General features: G+C 63.2%; 1 protein-coding gene. It reads right to left on the bottom strand.

Annotation, left to right across the window (positions count from 1 at the left end; translation table 11 throughout):
* Positions 1 to 38: 38 nt before the first annotated feature.
* Positions 39 to 725: transporter substrate-binding domain-containing protein (locus tag FCK22_RS17985; RefSeq protein ID WP_136720755.1), on the bottom strand; the 687-nt coding region annotated here is incomplete at its 5' end.

Genomic DNA, 725 nt, shown 5'->3' with positions numbered 1-725 from the left:
TTTTTTCTGCGCTTCGGGCATGGTGCGGATGGAGCGGGTCATGGGGCAGATGCGCGCAGACGCGCCCCGATGGTTCCGGCCTCATCTCGAAGGAAGCCTTCGATCTCCATCAGCCAAGCGTTTTCGCCCTGCTGCACGGCAAAGACATGCTGTGCCCGCTGTAGCGTGGTTTCGGTGGCGGTAAGGTCTTTCTCCTCAAGTTTCCAGTGCGGGAGAGCGGCGAGGTTGAGGCCTTCCGCCCAATGATCCACCGGAATGCCACCTTCCTTTTCAACCAGCGCGGCAAGAGGCAGGTGGGGCGGTACGAAAACGCGTTGGCCTTCGATGTCATCGGCCAAGGCGTCTGGCCCCCGGCTGCCGATGACGAAGGACTCCTCGAAATAGGCGTAGCTCGGCGCGGCCCCTTTTACCGGGGTCACGTCCTTGCGGGTGAAACCCCCAATGGCAAGGTCGATGTCACCCTTCTCCACCCCCTCCAACGCCGCGAAGGCGCCGAGGTGTTTCCACTCGATGGCCACCCCCAAGGCTTCGGCGAAGGCGCGGGTCAGGTCGGCTTCGACCCCCTGTGGCGGTTGGCCGTCTGCCAGCACGACCCATGGCGGGTTTTCCGATACCGCCACGGTCATTTTCTGCTCGGAAAGAACGGTTTCGAGGGTTTCTTCCACATCCCGAGGGAACCGCAGGTCGTCGCAAGCGGCGAGCAGGCTCAGGGCAGCGAGGGGGAT

Origin of the sequence: Sulfitobacter sp. 15WGC (genome assembly GCF_005068605.1) — a bacterium.
Taxonomy (GTDB): domain Bacteria; phylum Pseudomonadota; class Alphaproteobacteria; order Rhodobacterales; family Rhodobacteraceae; genus Sulfitobacter; species Sulfitobacter faviae.
Note: the sequence above shows the minus strand (reverse complement) of the source record. Positions and strands in the feature narration are given on the sequence as shown.